The 19,423-nt window shown below is 48.8% G+C and carries 10 protein-coding genes; 2 read left to right on the top strand and 8 right to left on the bottom strand.

Going from position 1 to position 19,423, the window contains the following annotated elements; all coding sequences use genetic code 11:
• Positions 1 to 15 precede the first annotated feature (15 nt).
• The 3 genes from AABK39_RS08695 to AABK39_RS08685 all read right to left on the bottom strand — a co-directional run bounded on the left by AABK39_RS08695 (position 16) and on the right by AABK39_RS08685 (position 5,512).
• Complete coding sequence (locus AABK39_RS08695; protein WP_338394539.1) at positions 16 to 3,582, bottom strand: SusC/RagA family TonB-linked outer membrane protein; 3,567 nt, start codon at positions 3,580 to 3,582, stop codon at positions 16 to 18.
• A 251-nt stretch (positions 3,583 to 3,833) separates the two neighbouring features.
• Positions 3,834 to 4,802 (bottom strand): FecR family protein, encoded by a 969-nt coding sequence (locus AABK39_RS08690; protein WP_338394538.1) that lies wholly within the window; start codon positions 4,800 to 4,802, stop codon positions 3,834 to 3,836.
• Between the two features lie 116 nt (positions 4,803 to 4,918).
• Entirely contained in the window at positions 4,919 to 5,512 is a 594-nt protein-coding gene (locus tag AABK39_RS08685; protein ID WP_338394537.1) for an RNA polymerase sigma factor, read from the bottom strand.
• A gap of 330 nt (positions 5,513 to 5,842) precedes the next feature.
• On the opposite strand from AABK39_RS08685, the gene AABK39_RS08680 reads away from it, so the two are divergent.
• Both AABK39_RS08680 and AABK39_RS08675 read left to right on the top strand, forming a co-directional pair.
• A complete protein-coding gene (locus AABK39_RS08680; RefSeq protein WP_338394536.1) occupies positions 5,843 to 6,478 on the top strand; it encodes a hypothetical protein in 636 nt (211 codons plus the stop codon).
• A gap of 228 nt (positions 6,479 to 6,706) precedes the next feature.
• Positions 6,707 to 7,924 (top strand): protein kinase family protein, encoded by a 1,218-nt coding sequence (locus tag AABK39_RS08675; RefSeq protein ID WP_338394535.1) that lies wholly within the window; start codon positions 6,707 to 6,709, stop codon positions 7,922 to 7,924.
• Positions 7,925 to 7,999: 75 nt separating this feature from the next.
• On the opposite strand, the gene AABK39_RS08670 is transcribed toward AABK39_RS08675, so the two are convergent.
• The 5 genes from AABK39_RS08670 to AABK39_RS08650 all read right to left on the bottom strand — a co-directional run bounded on the left by AABK39_RS08670 (position 8,000) and on the right by AABK39_RS08650 (position 18,980).
• Positions 8,000 to 10,267 carry an alpha-L-rhamnosidase-related protein gene (locus AABK39_RS08670; RefSeq protein WP_338394534.1) on the bottom strand — a complete coding sequence of 756 codons (2,268 nt, stop codon included), beginning with the start codon at positions 10,265 to 10,267 and terminating at the stop codon, positions 8,000 to 8,002.
• A 162-nt stretch (positions 10,268 to 10,429) separates the two neighbouring features.
• A complete protein-coding gene (locus AABK39_RS08665) occupies positions 10,430 to 11,329 on the bottom strand; it encodes an oxidoreductase (protein WP_338394533.1) in 900 nt (299 codons plus the stop codon).
• 72 nt (positions 11,330 to 11,401) lie between these two features.
• Complete coding sequence (locus AABK39_RS08660; protein WP_338394532.1) at positions 11,402 to 11,941, bottom strand: Crp/Fnr family transcriptional regulator; 540 nt, start codon at positions 11,939 to 11,941, stop codon at positions 11,402 to 11,404.
• A gap of 194 nt (positions 11,942 to 12,135) precedes the next feature.
• Positions 12,136 to 14,154 (bottom strand): glycoside hydrolase family 97 protein, encoded by a 2,019-nt coding sequence (locus AABK39_RS08655; RefSeq protein ID WP_338394531.1) that lies wholly within the window; start codon positions 14,152 to 14,154, stop codon positions 12,136 to 12,138.
• A gap of 845 nt (positions 14,155 to 14,999) precedes the next feature.
• Entirely contained in the window at positions 15,000 to 18,980 is a 3,981-nt protein-coding gene (locus AABK39_RS08650) for an endo-beta-N-acetylglucosaminidase (RefSeq protein WP_338394530.1), read from the bottom strand.
• Positions 18,981 to 19,423 lie beyond the last annotated feature (443 nt).

Below are 19,423 nucleotides of genomic sequence, written 5' to 3'. Positions count from 1 at the left end.
GTTCTGTCGTTTTGATTAAAATGAAGCTCTGAAAGTGAAGGCGTAAGAACGCATGCTAGGCCATGCCGCCGACTCGATGCCCAAGGAGCTGGTGCCGGTGCTGAACCTGTAAGAATCGGGATCGAAAAGATCTGAATCCGAATGTAACAGAAGTAAGTTCCTGCCGGAAAACGAAAGGCTGGCGTTCTTTATCGGCGCTCCGATTTTCTTGGCCAAATCGGTCAAATCATAACTCAGGCTCAGTTCGCGAAGCTTCACGTACGAAGCGTCCACCAAAGTCGATTCGCCGGCTTTGTCCCTTTTCATTTCGTCCCAATAACGGTACGGGTTCAGGTATTTGGCGTTCTCGCCCTCGTTCGGGGTTCCGTCCTCGTACACGCTGTTGCCTACCCATTCTCCATAACCGCCTTCGGAACTATAGATGTGTTCCTCGTCCACATTTCCGTTCTCACGCGCTTGGATCCATTCGGCCCTGCCTTCCAAAGTCTTGGACGCCGTACCGCGGAGTCCCATCCACGTTTCCGACCAAGAGGTGATTTCTCCGCCGAAAGACATATCGACCAGTACGTTCATCCGCCATTTTCCGTAACTGAACTCGTTGTTTACGGCCGCCGTAAAGTCCGGCATTACGTTCCCGATCCGCTGGTCGCCTTCTTCGTACATCGGAAAGCCGTGCTGGTCCACCACCACTACGCCCTCATCGTTTCTCAGGAATTTACGTCCGTAGATGGCTCCGTACGGCTCGCCTTTTTTCGCCAAAATCTGCACGCCACGGCCATTGCCCAACACGATCTGGTCGGTGTCCTCGTCAAATGCCACCACCTCGGAAACGTTGTCCGCATAATTGAAACGGGTTGTCCACTGGAACTTCCCTACCCTAACAGGAATAGCCGAGAGGCTTAATTCTATACCCGAATTCTGGATTTCGCCGGCGTTGATAGCCCAGCTCTCATAACCCGAGCTGATGGCCAACGGTGACGATTCCAAAATCTGGTTTACCACATTACTGCGATACCAAGTCAGATCCAGAGAAAGCCTGTCATCAAAAAAACCGAGATCCAAACCGAGCTCGACCGACTTGTTCCGCTCCGGCTTTAAGCCTTCGTTCCAAACCCTTTTCGGGAGATAGGCGTAAGCCCTGCCCATTTCGTCGTTGTTGAAAGAGTAAGCCCGTTTGGTGATATACGGTCTGGTATCGTTACCCACTTCGGCGTAGGAAGCCCGCAACTTACCGAAAGACAATATTTTGCCCTTGATATTGAACGCTTCCGAGAAAACCAACGAACCGCTTACCGAAGGATAAAGGAACGAGTTGTTTCCGTCAGGCAATGTCGAAGTCCAATCGTTTCGCAATGTGGCGTCGATGTTCGCTATATTTTTGTAAGAAAAAGCTACCATACCGTACACGGAGTTCACCGCGCGCTCTTCCTTCGATTCGCTCTGGTATCTATGTTCGATATTGTTGAACGAGTTGAAATCCATTACGGTAAAATGCGTACCGTGCAGTTCCTTGTATGTCCGTTCCTCTTTTCTTCTGTTTCCGCCCACGTTAGCCGATACGGAGAAATCGGAATTGATATCTTTATTGTAAGAAACCAAGAAATCGGTATTCAGCTCCGTGCGTTCGCCCATAGAACTGGTCAACTGCCCGTCGAAGCGGTAGTATCTGGAATATTTCTCCGCCACTTTGCGGGCTTCGATATACGAATTGTCCCAACCGATTCGGCCGAAAACCTGAAGGCCGGGCAAAATGTCCACGCCCACTTTCACCATTCCGTTCAGGCGGTCGCGCTTGTCATCGTTCGGGTTTTCATACAATTCCCAATAAGGGTTACCGGCGCTGGATCCCGTACTCGTACTCCAAGCCACAGGCATATTGTCGCCGAACGTTCTGTGCTGGTCATACGTTTTTCCGGTTACCGGATATCTGTAGCGCTTCAGGTCATCAAGATAAAAACTCCTCGGCCCCGTCACCAAACCGCTATACGCTCCGCGCTGGTTGCCCAAAGTCAGACGATTGTGGGTCTGGCTGGTGATATAAGAAAGCTTGGCGTCGAGATTTATGCGTTCCCCTATTTGTTGCGTTCCGCGAACGGTCAGGCCATACTTGTCCTGTTCCGATGTCGGTACGATATCCTTAAGGTTATTCGCCATTATATTGACCCTGATCGTAGCTTTATCGGCGGAGCCAGTGACACTCAGGTTGTTGATGAAATTTGTTCCCGTACGGAAAAAGTCTTTGTAGTTATCCGGTTGCGAAACGTATTTTCTCACGGGCTCTTCCCTGATCCATTTTACGCTAACATCCTGCCCGTCAAACTTCGCTCCCCAACTCCGGACGTTGTTCAGCGCCAAGTAAGGCATCCCGTCATCGTCCACTCCGTCAAACTCACCGAAAGTTTTGGCGCTGCCTCCCTGCCCGTATTCGTTTTGCAAGTCCGGCTCGAAACCCATTTCCTTCACTACCATACTGCTCGAAAACTGGACTCCCCAGCCTTTCTTGCCGCTTCCTTTTTTGGTAGTGATCACAATAGCGCCGTTTATGGCCCTGGATCCGTACAAAGCCGAGGCGTTGGCGCCTTTCAAAACCGTTACGCTCTCGATATCCTCAGGGTTGATATCGCCGATACCGCTACCCAAGTCAATCCCGCTGTTGCTGTTTCCCTGACCGAACGAATTATTGGAATAAGGAATACCGTCGACAACGATCAGCGCTTGGTTATCGCCCTGAACGGTGGAATAACCGCGAAGCACCACGTTTGAGGATCCCGTGGAACCGCCCGTAGCGGTATTGATCACCATCCCCGGCACTTTTCCTTTCAGGGAATTGAAAACGTTATTGTCAACCGACTCGGCGATTTCCGATCCCGACACTTCGCTGATGGCATATCCCAATTTGGCTTTCTCTCTCTTGATGCCGATGGCCGTCACCACCACCTCGCCGAGGGTTGACATATCCGGGCGCAGTTTGATATCGATGAATGAGCTGTTGGCGATCTCAAGCTCCTCCTCCGTATACCCGACAAAAGAGACGATAACGGCCGTGGCGCCAGCCGGCAAAGGCAAGTCAAAAACACCCTCCATATTAGTTGTGGTTCCCTGCGTAGTGCCCTTGATCATTACCGTAGCGCCGATCAGCGCTTCGCCGGAGTCGGCATCGGTCACTTTGCCTTTTAGCCTGCGCTCCTGTTGTTTTTTTGATTTTACGGCCCCTTTCGGCGTTTCTCCAATTTTGACAGAAATAGAATTCTTTACTGTCTGGAAGCTGGCCCCCGTCTGTTTGCCGATTTCCTTAAGAACGGTGTTCAGATCTTCCCGTTCCATCATAAGCGTTACCTTCTTGCTGGTCTCGCCGTTGTCTTTCCGATAAATAAACTTAAAAGAGGTTTGGGCCTCTATCATAGAAAAAACATTCTCAAGCGTAACGCCCCGCACTTTCAGGGTCATCCGCTCGCCGGATTCCGCAACGTCCGATTGGCTTCCAATATCACTGGATATGGCGACGGACGAAAAAAGGACGCAAAAAAACACCGTCAACGACAATGTGCGCCTTACGATTGCATTAGATAGAATTTTTCCCATACTTTTGCACTGTTTAAATAGTTGAAGATTATTTAGACATCGGTGGCTGTCCGGCCGGGGTGGTACTTGGTCCGGTCAGTCACTTCCTAAATTAAATTCTCATAATACGCCCAACCGAAAAAACTCACTCTCGGGCTTTGCGATTTTTTATTCGTCAAAAACATGATCCGCTAGCCCGGGGCTATCCCCAAGCTATATTTCAAAACTCAATTTTAATTTAGAAAACAGAAAAGCAGTGGCTCAAAAAACTGTTAGCGACACCCTTTTCCCTTTATCAAAATAGTCCCGTCGCGCTCCGAAAACTCCATTTCAAAACCGACGGCGAAACTCATAGTCTTGAGAATGTGGGCCAAATCCTCATCCTCGTACATTCCGAAAATCTCACAATCATTCACCTCGGCGTCAACCACATGGATTTCCTTGCCGAACCGCACTTCCAACATCGCGAAGGCTTTGGAGAGCTTTACGCCGTCGAAAACGAGCTTTTCCCTTTTCCAGCAAAGCAGAATATCCAGATCGGCGACAGCCTTCCGCATTTCGTCCGAGGCTTTGTCATAAACCACCTCTTCGCCCACGGTTAGCACATAGCCTTTTTCCTCTTGCGTAGAGTCAGAGCCGGACACTTTCACCTTTCCTTCGGCTACCGCAACCTCGCCGTTTCCGTTTTCAAATGTCTTTACATTGAACTCCGTACCCAGCACAGTCGTCACCAATTCGCTCGACTTCACAGTAAACGGTTTGTCTTCATCCCTTTCGACATCGAAATAAGCTTCGCCCTTTTCCAGAACGATTCCCCGCTTTTCGGAAAAGTTTTCCCGGTACCTGATTTCCGTATTCCTGTTCAACCAAACAGCCGAACCGTCGGGCAAAGTCAGACGCATCGGTTCCGCCGTAGTGTTCGTTTTCACTATCATCCGCTCATTCCCCACCGGAGCCATCCAATAAAGGGCAAACGACAAAACGGCCAAGGCCAACGAAGCGGCAATCGAGGTGCGGAAAACGAGACTTTTCCATATCGTTTTCTTTTCCGGACTCTCCGCCAACACTTCCTTGCTCAATTTCTTCCACATTCCGGCCTTAATTTCCCCAGACCGTTGCGCTATATCCTCCGGAAGTTCCGCTCCATTCGCCCGCTTAGCGTACCAATCATTAAGCTCTTCCAATCCGCCAGCGTCGATTTCCCCTTCTAAAAGCTTCGATATAAGTTCCTGATTTCGCATAACCTTTCTCCCGTTCAAAAGTATAGTGCGGCAAAGCGCCGATCACAACTAGTCAGTTTTGAAAAAAAATTAAATTATTTTGAAAAACTCCGAATCCCGGACTTTAAGCCATTAGCCTATTCGTTCCAAATCGACGACAAAAGCAAAGCCACGCCCACATAGTCCCGGAGACTTAACCTCAACTCTTTCAGCGCTTTATTGATATGGTTTTGGGCCGTATTGGGCGATATTCCCAATATCTGGGCAATCTCCCTTACGTTCTTATTCTCTTCCCTACTCAATTTGTAAACCGCCCGGCATTTTTCCGGCAAATTCTCCACGGCCACTTCTATAAGGCCGTAAAGTTCCTCAAAAGACAAAGGCTGGTCGGCCGACCCCGCCGCCACCAAACGATCTTTCATCACTTCCTCGTTCCACTCCCCTTTTCTTCTTTTGCGGTCATAATGCCTGAAGACTTTATACTTCAATGAAGTCCGCACGTAAGCCCCGAATGAGCCGGCAATCTCCACCCGCTCTTTTTTCAGCCAAAGCTCCGCGAAGAGCTCATGCAAAAGGTCTTCCGTATCGGCCAAAGAATCGGTGAGGTGATAGGCTACCCTGAAGAGTTCATCCCAATATTTTTTATATAAAAAAGAATACGCCTGCCGGTCACCTTGCTTGACAAGACCGAACAGGGCTTCGTCGGAAATCCCGTGATTGACAACTCCCATACCATGAAAATAATTTGCGACAAAAATAACCCGTCTTTCGATCAAGACCGCGCATAAGCTGTTACGGAAAGGTTGAATTACGTGCGTAAGATTTAACGCTGTCGTAACCCAACACTAGCCACTTCCCCGCCACTTTTCTAGTGTCGCATATAGAAATTCGGCCAAATTAGATTTTCCGCAGTTCGGTATAAAGGTAAACGTATTTTGCTCTTCGCCAAAGCATTTCACAAAAACCATAGACGCACCAACCCTTCGCTTTCTTTCGCATATTTCGACGCAGAACCGTAACTTGCGTATTCTGACAGGATATAAGCTGAAAACTAAGATAAAATGGACTTCGAATTTACAGACGAATTTAAGGAGGCGCTTTCGCAATTGCCCGACAAGAAAAAGGATTCGCTTTTGTTGCGTTATTTGAAGAAAGACACCAAAACGGCAAAAAAGCTTTTCCGAGAATTAATGGACGACCGCTCCGTCGAGGAATGCAGGAAGGAAATAGAGGAAAGGGTCATTGAGCGTTCGGCGACGATGATTTACCATTATTACAGCCCGGGCTACCTGATGATGGATATGCGCTACCTCAGCGGAGAAATAACCGAACACGTACGCCTGACCAAAGACAAATACGGGGAATTGAGCCTAAACCTACTGATGCTCAACGAGGTACTGAAAGAGGCCAACACCCTTACGGCGACAGCTCCGGCGGGAAAAGTCTCGAAATATTGTGTTTACATCGTGGCCCGGACCTTCAAGCTTATGGTTTTGCTAAGCAAAATGCACGAAGACCTCTGGATCGAGTTTGAGGAGGGCTTCATGAAACTGGGCGAACTTATAAGCCAAAGCGATTACCTTATGCGTACCTGTATCCACCACGGTCTTGATGTCAATTGGCTTATCCGCTTCGACATTCCCGAAGATATCGATGCTATGCACAAAGAATTGAGAGCCAACGGATATCTGAAATAATTTTTCGGTAAAACGCCCTTCCTAAAATCAGGATTGAGCGTTTTCATTTCCCCCTACCGTCCCCTTTCCGAGGTACTCCAAGTTGACAAACAAAGACCATTTCTAACAGTTAATTTTCCGACGAAGCAGGCTTTTGCCCTAAAAAAGCCTCTTTTCGAAAAATCAAAAACATAAGCCCTACTTCCGTATACAAACAATCATTACGGATAATACGTAGGCTTTTCCCAAATGACCTTTTACAGTCCCGGCAAACGAAATCAGGCTGACAGGAAGGCTAATTCCGCAGGCAGAAGAGGCATCGGCAAATTCCCGGGCGTGGCACAGTGCATGCTTTATCCGGATTTCAGTTCCGTAAAAGTTAGTAAACCGACACAAGGCAAAACCGGAAAAGTATTTTTTATCAAAGATGCCAAAGGCCAAGAGTTCGTACTCAAATTCGATCCCATAAACCCCAAAAGCGCTTACCGGGAAACATTCTCTTCCAACTTCATCAAAGCCGTGGGTATGACAGAGGTCACGGCGCCCGAAACAAGGCTTTTCAAACCCGGAAGCCGGGAATACGGCCAACTCAAAACCTTTGTGGCGCTAGACCATGGCCCCGAAGCGCGCGAACTCCTTCAGCTATTGCTGAAACCGCCAACGGACGTGGCCATACTGCAAGAGCGTGTTGAAGGCGTTCCCCTGACTTACGACCAATCACCGGACTCGGAGTTTCAGAAATTCTGGGCCGACCCGAACAATCAACTTAAGCTGGGAAGGATGGCCGCCATGGATCTAATGCTCGGCAACTGGGATAGGCTTTGGGCCTCGTTTAACGAGGGTAATATGCTGTTGAAAGAAACCGAGGACAATAAGGTGAGGAAAACGACAATGGTCGGGATCGACCAGTTTTTCTCTTTTATGAACCTTGAAAGAATCATCAGGGCGCTTGACAAAAAGCGGGACCACTTCGCCCCGTGGACCTGCTCCACCAAAGTAGGGCGGGATGATGTAAGCTATTTTGACTTACCCGAAGAACAACACCCAGCGGACCTAATGGAACGGGCAAACGGCGTTTCCGAATCATTTTTGGCCATAATTATGGAAACGTTAACCGATTTTATGGGAGGCGGAAGTTTGGGCAACCCGTTGATGCGTCACCTCGGCAATATTCTGATCGCCTCGTTCGAACCTAATTTGGGAGCGATCAGTATCGGGTTTATGGAAGGTTGTATGGCAATCGCCAAATGGTGCGATGAAAAAGCCGAGGAATTCTTTTCCCGAAACGACTTCGACGCCATCCATATGGAAATAGAAGCGTTAAAGGGCACTTGGCGCCAAGTGGCCGGAGTGATAAACATTGGAGTACGGGACGAAATCGCCACAAAGCTTACAGAAGAAAAGAAGAAGCTCAGCATTGTGGAAGAGCCTACCCGTATGGATAAATTTAAGCGGCTTTTCTCATAAGGCTTAGCCATTTTCATTGAAACAGAAAAACCGCTCCCGGTAATCGGAAGCGGTGAAAGGTACAATTATCCCAACTTATATCGCAGTGTCTGTATAGCTGATTTTCCACTTGCCGGAAGGCAGTTTGTAATAACGGTATTTGTCGGGTTTCGGACCGTCTGTTTTCTCGGCACGGCCTTTTCCTTTAATCTTAGTCTCACCAGCGCTTAACGGCACACGAATTCGGGCTTCGCTTCCTTTCGGAACTTCCAAGCGCATGTATACGCCCTCGGCCGATTTTTCGTAATCGATCTTCACTTCGCCCCGCATAGTCGAAACGTTGCATTCCAGTTCGTTGAAGCCCTCGGCTTGCGGGAATACGTCGAAGGCTTTGAAACCCGGAACCGTCGGACGAAGGCCAGCTATGTACTTATACATCATAGTCATCGGGCCACCGCTCCACCCGTGGTTATACGAGCAATTGCCCAGATCGAAAAGCTCCCACAGTGTAGTGTACTCCGATTTCACCATTTTGGCGTAGCGCTGTTTGGTACGTTTAAGGGCCTGACGCTCTTTGCCCATAATGTACAGCGCCTCCAGCTCGTATTTATCGATATAAGGACTGGAATTACGCACCGAAGCCAAGATCTGGGCGATTTTCTCGTATTTGTCCGGTCCCGCTATTCCGGCCACTACCATCAATCCGTTTCCACGGTCGTCAATACCGTGCTTATATTCAGGGGAGCGATAACCTTCGGTTGTCCAGAGGTTCCGGTTCGCATACCTTTTGATTCTGGCCATTTTCGCACGGGCCTCCTGGGCGTCGGCAGGGTGACCAGCCTTTTCGGCGATATCTGCATAAGTGTCGAGCGCCATATACATCCAAGCCTGCTCCATCAAAACGGCGTCGATTTTTCCGCCCCAATCAGACCAGTTCCAACCGCCGCCTTTGAAATTCACAAGTCCGTTTTCTTGGATATTCCACAAGCCTAAATACTTTTTGACCATCGGATATACATAGGTGTATGTTTCCAAATCGCCCGTAAAAGTGTAGTAATTACGGAAGCCCAAAGCGATAGCGGCCAACATCTGTTGCGGTAATTCCTTGTCCCAGTTACCGGCAGGAATCGGCGAATAAAGCACTCCGCTCGGCTTTTGCCAATCCACCAATTCACGGATGGCCTTTTTGCTGAGATTCATGGCGTCGTTGTCCATGGCATAGAAACTTTCTTCCATCAGCAACACCAAATCGCCCCACCATTGGGCCCGCTCGCGGTCCGGGCAGTCGAAGTACGTGTCGCGCATGTTTACGTATAGGGTGCTGTTCGCTTTTTCTTTCAGCTTCATCATAAACGGATCGTTCAGCACCACGTCTCCGTCAAATTCCGTCGCGTATCCCGTTTCCCGGTAGCCGGCTTCCAACAACTCCACTCCTTCTTCCAAATCGATGAAGATCTCATGACCACTCATCCAAGGCAGGTGCTCATAGCTTTGGATTCCTTCTTTGGTAATATACTGACCGCGGACCGGCGTATCGTTGAGCCAAGAATAAGTGTCGGTAGAAACGCTTACGGCTTTACCCGCAGGGGCTTTTACTTTTACCCAAAAAGAGAATTGCATATTGTAGGGCAACTTCAGCTTTACGCGGTTGCCTTCTCGCTTCCAGTCCTTGGTTTTCACCAATCCGAAATCTTTCCACTGCGGAATCGGGCGCTTGACCAGCCGGCCCCAAGGCGCGACGCCAACAGGCCCGACAACTTCGGCCTGTTCCCAAGCGGAATCATCAAATCCGGTTCCGGTCCAGCCAGACATTTCCTCGGTGGCAACGTAAGACACATTGCTTTCCGGCAGGCGATAGTTCGCCGCTTTTCCGCCTTTCATTGTTGTGTAAGCCTCGTTTCGGCGGATCTTCCAGGTACCGTCGCTTACCACTGCGATCTTTCCGGCTTGGCCCGACATATAAAAGCCGAAACGCTTACTGTCTTTGTGCGAAAAACCTTCCTTACCAAAATACCACACCAATGCGGATATCGTGTTCTCGCCTTTTTTCAAATATGGAGCGAGATCAAGTTCATCATAATAAGTGTCTCTCGGGTTCGGCCCTCGCTTGACCATTCCTTCCCTAACGGCCAGCGTTCCGTTAATCCAAAGCCAATATTTACTATCGGCGGAGATTTTGAACGGCGCTTTCTTTGGTTTGCGGTCCAGCGTTACGGTTTTGCGTAGCGAATACCACTGGTTCGGGCTATGCTCAAAACCGGCTACGCTGATCCATTTCGCTCCCGAACCGGCCGGCGAGGCCATACCCGTCATGGAAATAGCCGAAAGGCAAAGTGAAAAAAATAATAATTTGAAAAGTCTCATAAGTCTGTCCATTTGCCGAAGCTCCGAAAGTTAAGTACGGCCCGTTTACATTACTTGTCCCTCAAGAACAAATGTAAAGTCATTGGAGCAGATAGTAAACACACAAAATGGGAGTTCGCTTGCACTTTTTGATACAAAAACGAACCACTCACCTTCTTAGACTCAGAACTTGTATTCGACGTCGGTCAACTCTTCGGAAAACTTCCAAAGTTTCCTCGCCATGCCAGCATTTTCGGCAATTGATTTCAGTTTCTCAAGACGCGGATATCCCCTGATCATCCATCTCGGCCCGTAATATTGCTTTCCTTCGGCTTTCTCATACGTGGCTGCCATTAGCGCCGGCAAAGCTCCTATCTCCACCGGTTGCGCCATCATCTTGGTCAACATTCCCCCTATTCCTATTTTCTGCTGTCTTTCGGTGGCGGAAAGCCCCGGGTGCGCAGCCAAAGAGATCGCCGATTTATTGTTCTTTTTAAACAAACGGTCAAGCTCTAGGGCAAAAAGCAAATTCGCCAGCTTGCTGTCGCCATATGAGCGGGACCTGTTATACACCCTGTTAGTCCAGTTCAGATCGTCAAAGTCGATTTTCCCCGATCTGTATGATCCGCTCGACATGGTGATTACTCTGGCGCCTTTAGAGTTTTTGATCGCGGACAACAAATGACCGGTCAACGCGAAGTGGCCGTAATGGTTGGTGGCCATATGCATTTCCAAGCCCTCTTTCGTGACTTGTCTGTTCGCCAAGTTTACCACAGCGGCGTTGTTGACCAAAATATCCAGCGTATCGTGTTTTATCAGAAAGCTGGTCGCGAATTTTCGGATCGATCTGAAATCCGTCAGGTCCAGAGGAATCACGTCCACATCCCGGACGCTTCCCGTTTCCTTCCTGATCTTTTCGGCTGCTTCCCACCCCCTCGCCCGGTCTCGGCTGGCGATTACCACATGGGCGTTCTTTTTGGCAAGCTCCAATGCTATCCTGAAACCCAACCCCGTATTTCCGCCCGTAACTACAGCCACTTTGCCGTCCAGGTCGGGTATGTCTTCCGTTTTCCAGTCTTTCATCAGTATTTCGTTAAAGCGTTTGTACAAAGTTCCGACGCTTTGGCTTACCGAATATGAAACTGGTTTCAGAAATCAGACTTTACGCTTGAGTTTGCTAAGCCACTGAGGGGAAACTCCCAGAAAATCCGCCACGTATTTGGAAGGAACCTCATTGAGAACCGCCGGAAAATGTTCCATCAGATAACGGAACATCTCCTCCGCCGACAGGGTCAGGAGCATATTCCTCAAAGTGTTTTTCTCTATCAGCGAACGGATTCCCATATCGGTGAAAAAGTTCTTGAAGTCTTCATTCTCAACGAAAAGCTTTTCCACTTTGGCTTTGGAGATGATCAGCGCTTCGGTATTGGTAAACGTTTTCAGGTTATATTCCGAAGGTTTCTCCAAATAAAGCGACTCGGCGACAGTAGCCACCCGATGAAAACTGGGCGTAAAAAAATTGACTGTCTTCTCCACGAAACTGTAAGGGTTTACAAACTGGAGAATCATTCCCCCTTTGCGGATATAATACATTTTGTCTACCCTGTCGCCTTCGCTGATTACCGTTTCATGGCTTTTAAAAATCCGGAGTTTCCCGTTTTTCTCGATGATTTCTCTTAAATCTCCCTCTGTCACCTCGAATCGATTTCTGGTTCAAAATATGGAAAATGATCGTTAAATGTACCGCGTATACATGACCGAGCGTAAGCCTTTTATGTTTTTTGAAAATAAAAAAGCGCACAGTACCCGAAGTCCTTAACGGGCTCCGACACTGTGCGCGAATGCTTTTTCCGATATCGGTTTATCGGATTAACTGTTCCAAACAGACATTAGATGCTTTTGAAAACCATAGCCTGTCCGCCAGATCCTTTAAGCGACAATGTCATCTTGTCGCCTTTCTTTACGGTCTTTTTCTCGATACGGTAAGCCGTAGGGTTTTTCATCAAATCAGTCTCCGGAGCGTCGGCGTAGATTTGGGCTTCGTACGTTTTTCCTTCTTCCAAAAAGTCCAAAGTCACGTTGATGTCCCTTGGCTTTTCGTCGGTCATACTACCCAAATACCAGTTGCCGTCTTTGCCCTGGCGAGCCATGGTGATGTATTGTCCAACCTCGCCGTTCAGCACTTTAGATTGTTCCCAATCCGTCGGGCAATCCATAATGAATTGGAAAGCCGGATGGCCTTCGTAATTCTCGACCAAATCGCTGGCCATCTGAAGAGGGCTGTAGATTACCACAAACGCGGCGAGCTGTTTGGCCAAAGTCGTGTGAATTCGGGTTTTGTCCATATCGGCACCGTTCCATTGCACACGTCTTGATTTAGAATTCTCAAACAAAATGTCGAAAATACCCGGTGTGTAGTCAATCGGACCGCCGAGCATACGGGTAAACGGCAAAATCACCAAGTGGTCCGGTCCGTTGCCTTCGCTCCAAGCGTTCCATTCCATACCCCTTACGCCTTCGCGCGTCATCATGTTCGGGTATGTACGACGAATACCGGTCGGCTTGATCGGCTCGTGAGCGTCAAGCATAATGTTGTAATCGGCGGCTTTCTTCACTACATGGCGGTAGTGTCTTACCATAAACTGGCCGTGGTGCTTCTCGCCTCTCGGGTAGATTCCGCCAGCGTAACCGGTCTTCAGGGCATTCATGCCCAACGATCTGTAAAGCGTAAAGGCCGAATCCATATAATGCTCGTAAGCCGGAATATCACCGCCTGTTTCGTTATGGCCGATCAGCTGTACACCGTTATCCTTCGCGTATTTGGCCACTTTAAGAAAATCGAAGTCTTTGGCTGGCGTTACGTGGTCAAAGGCGTCTTTTTGACCCCATTTGTCCCAACCAGCGTTCCAACCTTCCACTACCAATCCGCCGATATTATGCTTCTTGGCGAAATCGATATGGCGGATAGCGTTTTCGGTAGTCGCGCCGTGTCTCGGACCTTCGGCCCAGATTTCGGTACCCAAATGCATACCCCACCAGATACCAACGTACTTCATCGGCTTGATCCAAGAAACGTCGGTCAGTTTGTTCGGCTCGTTGAGGTTGAGGATCATTTTCGACTCAACCAAGCTTCCGGCGTCCGCCCCGATTTGGATGGTTCTCCAAGGAGTTTTCGCACCAGCGGAAGTTTTTACTTTAGAACCGTCGGCCCAAGGCACCAAGTCGGCCTCGAAGCTGAATTTGCCGTTGGTTTTCGCAAGCGTCATTCCGGCGTAATCCGTCAAAGCGGCTTCGTGGATAGACAAGTGCGTTCCTTTTTCGGTACGGAAAGTAACGGGAGTGTTTACGGCCTTCACCTCATGTACCGGTGTTTCGTGATACACTTTCTCATACGAATCGAAATCCTGCGGAATCCACCACGCCGTGTAGTCACCGCCCAGTCTGAATTCGGTCTTTTCGTCCATAATCACGAAATCACCCAAGCCTTTCTGCTTAGGGAATTCGTAGCGAAATCCCACGCCGTCATCAAAAGCCCTGAAGCGGATGTTCAGTTCCCTTTTGGCGCCCGCCTTTTCTCTCAGGCCTACCAACATCTCGTTGTGGTTATTTTCCACGGTACGGTCCTCGCCCCACACCTGTTCCCAAGTGTCGGAAAAAGACGACGATTCCACTTTGTAAACCTCGAAGCCGCTGGTCAGGCTGTCGGCATCGGCCAAAACGAAGCCCAACTTCGAAGGCGTTACTACTTGCTCCCCGTTAAATGTGACAGAGTAAGTCGGTACGGAATTCTCCAAATCAAATGTCAGCTTGATTTTTTGGTCCGGGGAAGACAGTACTTGATCCTGGCTTGGGCTACAGGAGCTGAGCCCTATAACCAATGCAAAGAATGAATAAAGGATCGTTTTCATAATAATGTGCGTGTTATAAAATAATATATACTAGCGGGGGATTCCATTTTTCGTTTATCAACGGCGCGCCATCCGGCAATTCCACACTCTCCGCCAGACTAGGTTAATTCCTATTCCGACACTCCCTACCAACACTCATAACGCCTAAGAACAATCGTTATTTCCAGCCCAAGAAAACGTATTCATAAATATTATATTTATGAATTACGAGTCTACATTTCTTTAGATCTCTACGCTGTAAAATCAAAATAATACAAACAAGACCTGTATTCTTCCGAACTGGAAACTAAAAGGTAAATTAGAAACAAAGGAATGCCTTTCACAAGGCATTCCTCCAATTAATTTGATCAAACAGTAATTCCGTAAAAGTCCTTAAACCTATATTTTCACCTTTTCCCCCACACTAATAAATAGCGTAACGCTACGATAAATACAAGAGCAACACTACGCACAAAGCAAGCGTAGCACTACGACAGACACAAGAGTAACGCTACGACTGAAGCATGCGTAGCACTACGACGGATACAGGAATAACGCTACGACTGAAGCATGCGTAGCACTACGACGGATACAGGAATAACGCTACGACCAAAGCATGCGTAACACTACGACAGACACAGGAGTAACGCTACGACCAAAGCATGCGTAACACTACGACAGACACAGGAGTAACGCCACGACTGATGCATGCGTAACACTACGACGGACACAGGAGTAACGCTACGACCAAAGCATGCGTAACACTGTACCTAATACTTTATACCTCAGACCACATACCATATAAACCAAAAAAGAAAAGCCTGGCGATAAACACCGGGCCTTTGCAAATCATATGATGGTTAGGTTTATTCTTTTATAATTCTTCTCACTGAGGTTCCGTGTTCGGCGGTTTGAATTTTCAACACGTATACGCCTTTGCCGAATGACGAAAGATCAAGCGAAACGACATCGGAATCGGCGTTTACGCCCAACACTTTCTGTCCTGAAAGGGTAAACATTCCCAAAGACTGAATAGACGATCCCGCTCTTACAGTCAAAATATCGTTTACAGGGTTCGGGAAGATCTCCAACTCTCTTGGCAACTCTTCCATCTCCATCTTTTCAACCGACGCCTGACGAGTCTGCGGAGCCGCAGGGACAGTGTAGGTCACACGGAGTTTAGGACGCAACGAAGCGTCGGAAGCCTCACGGCTATGGAAAGTCAAGTATGCCGGACCGGCTACAGCGGAACGAAGATGCAACGACAAAGCTCCGTCGGTTAATGCGTCAGCCGATTCTTGCTCTACATCAAAAGACATTACGGTTCCGGCCGCCGTTCCCGTTTGGCTGTCCGCCACCGCTCCTACTTGAGGCATATTGTTCCAGTTCACGCCCGTCTCGGTCCAAGAATCGTCGGCCACCGTGCTCAGGTTGAACGCCGTGCTTTGCGCCGTGCCGTTTGACGATTTTACGGCCAAGTCAAACGAAGCGCTATTCACAACGGCTCCCGCAGGCAAAGACGAAAGGTCGAATTTGAAATAGCCCCTTCTGATATAAGGTACCGATCCGCCCTCTTTTACCAGAATATCCGCTCCCGTTCCATAATTCGTCCCTTTGTTTTTACCGTAAACATATGCGTCAGCTACCGGGCTCAATACCACGTCCACAGTTTGTGGAGGATTCGTAGTATCCTCTCCCACTTGAATATAAGCGTCTTTCGTTTCCATAACAGAACCCGCCATCGAGCTTACCTTAAGCGTTACGCTGTAAGTTCCCTCTTCGGTATAAGTTACGGTCGGTTGGGCGTCAAAGCTTACCGCCGGGTCACCGCCTTCGAATTCCCAACGATAAAGCAAATTATTAGCTTCCATGGCCTGCGGTTCGGCGGTCGATACCATCGGGTGGCCGTCCACTTTGTCCGTTCCGTTATCGGTCAGGTCATAATTGTTGGCCAAATCCTCGAACTTGCCGTTCGTCAATTTGTCGAAAGTGTAATAGGCCTCCAACCTGGACTCGTAAGGCGCTTTCAGGCCAACGTACATTCCGGCTTGAATCTCGGCTTGGCTCAAGGCGCGGGAGTAAATCCGCACTTCGTCCACGGTGCCGTTGGTGTTTTTGCCCACATGTATTCCCGATCCGATACCAGTGTTGAATCCGCTTGTCGCAATCTCATTGCTCAGTTCACCGTCGAGGTAGATTTTCATCTTCGAACCGTCATGCGTTGCGGCGATATGATACCACCTGTCTTTAACAGCTGGCTCAGCGGCCCAAAGGTTCCGGCGACGACCATCAACTTTACCCAAAGTAAAGTCAATACCCTCGTTCTCACGGTTACGGATAGCGCAGTCTTTCCCGCCGATAGCCACAATCCACGGACCCGTACCGTTTACGGCATCGGCGCGGTACCAGCAAGAAATGGTGAACGGCTTGCCCGTAAGCGACGGACCGGAACTGCTATGTCCGTTACCGCCTCTTTTCGCAATCGCTTTTCCGGGGCCATGCGCCATTCCCGGCGTTCCGGTATAGCTAAATGTCGCCGTTCCGCCCTCACTTATTTGGGTGGTATTGGCCGAGAAGGCAATTGTTGGCGCCACGGTATTGGCAGGGTCGATCACCTTAATGGTTTTCACCACGGAATCGGCACGGCCAAGCTCGGTGCCTTGAGCTACCAATTTCACTTTATAAAGACCCGTTTCCGGGAAAGTAACCACCGGATTTACATCGGTACTGCTTTCCGGCGAGGCTCCCTCAACTGTCCAAGAATAAGAAACCGCATTCTTGGACGTATTCGTAAGCGTAACGCTTTGGCCTTTCTTGAGATAAACATCGGAAGTGGCGAAGCTGGCCACCGGAGTCGAATAGGCTGGACTATTCGGGCTGACTGTCTTGCCGTCGAGCCCTACGGCTACTACCTTGAACAACGCGCTCTGGTCGGTCAAGTCTACGGCCAACACATCCGTCATTCTCGCCGTGGTACGTGCCAAAAAAAGATCCGTTCCGTCCGCTTTTTGGCGGTACACCTCAAAATAAGCGATTCCTTCGTCAACATTGTAACGCTGGTTGCCGGCGGTTTCCCAAGCCAAACGCATGGTCGATTCCTCTCCTTTGGTTTCCAATACGCTTGCCGAAACAATCGTTGGAGCCTGAGGTGTTTGAACGGCACCGTCGGTCAACGTGAGTTCTCCAAGTTTCAAATCGAAATTGGAAATATTGCCTTTGCAACGGATTCCGATAACAGCCATTGTCTGTCCAGACAATGGAGACAGATCAATCTCGGTGGTATTCCAGTCGTCCGCTGTCGCTGCCCCTACCGGGAAATACTGGAACGCTCCCAAGCTGTTTCCGCTCTCGGTAGCTATCGCGATATCGAAACCGCTATCCGCACCTACCATAGCGTGCTCGGCCTTATAAGCCAAGGCTATCTTGGTCTGTTGCGAAACCGGAAGTTTCACTTTGTAAAGACGCAAAACGTCGGCGTTACTGCTGCTTCCGTGAATCCGCAGAGAGGCGGAGCCGTCGTAAGCGTCAAGGTAATGCATCTCGGGCGTGAGGCTTCCGCCACCTTGGCTAAACCACCAGCGGAACGAAGGCAACAAATCCTGCGCACTTAAGTCGTGCCATTGGCCGTTCGCCACTTTCTTACCGTCTTTGAACGTAGCGAATCCATAACCGGGATTGAACTTGGTAAAGAAAGGATAATCGTTGATCACACTGCGCTCGGCAATGAAAATGGCGTGACCGCTCTTGTCGTTCGGGGCGCTATTAAGCGCCGTTCCCGGAGAAGTAGGGTCCGAATTCGGTCCCGAATATGTACGGATTCTCCTTTTATCCAGATCCATTCTTCTGGCAACAGGATCCGACAGGTCCAGCTCCTCGCCTACCGTATAATCGATCCATTTACTGATTCCTATTTTCTTCCCTACCAAATCAGCGAAATTGTTTTTCCCGTTATCGCTATTACCCTGGGTGTAAGGCGTCAAGCCAACCTGAACGTCATAAGGATTACGTCCCAAGCTTTCCGCTCGGCTGATGGATCCGTTGATGTGACTTGTACTCCAATTATAATTCAAGAAGAAATAATCTGACGACACTTTTCCGTTGTATTGGAAATAATCGCTGTTTGAAGTGGTCAGCCTGTTTTGGAAAGAAACGCCACCACTGTGATTGCGGGCATCGTACCAAAGCGTTTTGAAATTGTCGAAGTTCAATGAATCCGCATAAGTCTGCATGGCCTGAAGGAAGGCTACCATTTTGGTCTTGTTCACGTTACCAAGGAATTCGATATTGAAAGACCAACCGTCAAAACCGTAATGCCTCGCGATATCCACCAGCTTATGAGCGTGCACATAAACGCCGTTTTCGGTACGTAGCATTTCCTCGATCTCGGGATTGACGCCGCTTCCGCCCCAAGCCCAAATCACGATTCCCAAAGCCCGGACACCATTGCGGTGCGCCGCATCGACAAAATGGGGACTCGGCGCCTGGATTCGGGTTCCCCCGCCGTTCCAAATAGCCCAGGTATCGATGTATTGCCAAAATTTGAAAGCGTTTTCCTGCGCGTTATCTGAAGCGCGGACTTCCAGTTTCATTCCGTTCCAAATACTCATGGAACGCGCCGGGTCCAAGGATGGGTTGGCCTGCGACGGCTTGTAGGAAAACCTGTCGCGGAGCTTTACGTTGGAGCGGTACATAGCATCCAGCGGATCTTGCGAAGCCGAGGATTCCGTCCATTCCAATAGGTTATGGAAGCTCCAGTACTTGGTCTTTGGCAGACGAATCTGGGCAAATGCGGAACTGGCCATAAACGCCAGCGCCAGCAACGCCGACAAAGAATAGAGTCTTTTCATGTTTTGTTGTTTTGTAAGAATTGTAAAAAGAATCGCCAAGGCCAAAATCCGGCTTGGACGACAACAATGCTTGGACATTTTGTGATGCGGGCCCGCAAATCACAGAAGGCTAGTTAACAATCAATTATAAAATAAACTAGTAGCTAAACGATTAGCGAGTAGTAAGTGAGTGTGTATAATAAAAAGTTATTTTGTTAATAATAAAACAACAATTTAAGAGGAATTAATCCCGAAATTTTATCACAAAAGCCTCAATATATAAAGATGTTCCGAACAATCTTCGACATATGCAATTCATCCATACAGGCTGATTTACCGGCATCATATCTAATTTTTAAGACGCCTGGTTTTACGCTCAAAATCTTAAAATAAAAAAGACCGCATTCTGGTTAAATGCGATCTCGCAATATTGTAATAATCAAACTTGTTGCTCTGTCAAGAAG

This window comes from Fulvitalea axinellae, from assembly GCF_036492835.1.
Taxonomy (GTDB): Bacteria; Bacteroidota; Bacteroidia; order Cytophagales; family Cyclobacteriaceae; genus Fulvitalea; species Fulvitalea axinellae.
The sequence above is the reverse complement of the archived record's forward strand: the minus strand, read 5'-3'. Positions and strand labels throughout refer to the sequence as shown.

What these genes read in the sequence shown, in the direction of transcription:
- AABK39_RS08675 (WP_338394535.1), top strand. Translation starts at nt 6,707, where the DNA reads ATGACCTTTTACAGTCCCGGCAAACGAAATCAGGCTGACAGGAAGGCT.
- AABK39_RS08650 (WP_338394530.1), bottom strand. Translation starts at nt 18,980, where the DNA reads ATGAAAAGACTCTATTCTTTGTCGGCGTTGCTGGCGCTGGCGTTTATG.
- AABK39_RS08670 (WP_338394534.1), bottom strand. Translation starts at nt 10,267, where the DNA reads ATGAGACTTTTCAAATTATTATTTTTTTCACTTTGCCTTTCGGCTATT.
- AABK39_RS08685 (WP_338394537.1), bottom strand. Translation starts at nt 5,512, where the DNA reads ATGGGAGTTGTCAATCACGGGATTTCCGACGAAGCCCTGTTCGGTCTT.
- AABK39_RS08695 (WP_338394539.1), bottom strand. Translation starts at nt 3,582, where the DNA reads ATGGGAAAAATTCTATCTAATGCAATCGTAAGGCGCACATTGTCGTTG.
- AABK39_RS08690 (WP_338394538.1), bottom strand. Translation starts at nt 4,802, where the DNA reads ATGCGAAATCAGGAACTTATATCGAAGCTTTTAGAAGGGGAAATCGAC.
- AABK39_RS08665 (WP_338394533.1), bottom strand. Translation starts at nt 11,329, where the DNA reads ATGAAAGACTGGAAAACGGAAGACATACCCGACCTGGACGGCAAAGTG.
- AABK39_RS08680 (WP_338394536.1), top strand. Translation starts at nt 5,843, where the DNA reads ATGGACTTCGAATTTACAGACGAATTTAAGGAGGCGCTTTCGCAATTG.
- AABK39_RS08655 (WP_338394531.1), bottom strand. Translation starts at nt 14,154, where the DNA reads ATGAAAACGATCCTTTATTCATTCTTTGCATTGGTTATAGGGCTCAGC.